Source organism: Sphingobacterium sp. UBA1897 (genome assembly GCF_002337775.1).
In the GTDB taxonomy this organism is placed as follows: Bacteria; Bacteroidota; Bacteroidia; order Sphingobacteriales; family Sphingobacteriaceae; genus Sphingobacterium; species Sphingobacterium siyangense.
Map to the genome: position 1 here is coordinate 89223 of NZ_DDGR01000029.1, position 243 is coordinate 89465.

The window sequence follows — 243 nt, forward strand, 5'->3', positions numbered from 1 at the left end:
GAAAAAATAGAACAGGCCGTCGGTAAAAGAATGGATGTTTTGGAATTGCCTGAGGACCTTGCAATCTATAATCCCATCGCCGACAAAAAGAAAAAGTCGAGCAAGGAGGAAGATAAAGAAGATCTTTCCCGTGGCGGTGCTTTTCACCAAAAGAAAGAAAGCAATGCCAAAACCTTTAATTATGGGGGTGGTGAAAAGGCAAAAATGACGATGAAAATGAAAAAGAAATAAAAATAGAAAAGG

Annotated in this window: 1 pseudogene; it reads left to right on the forward strand. The window is 38.7% G+C overall.

What is annotated here, in order from left to right:
* Positions 1 to 231 (forward strand): annotated as a pseudogene (locus B4N43_RS20560) (ATP-dependent helicase); the annotation flags it as partial.
* Positions 232 to 243: the final 12 nt, after the last annotated feature.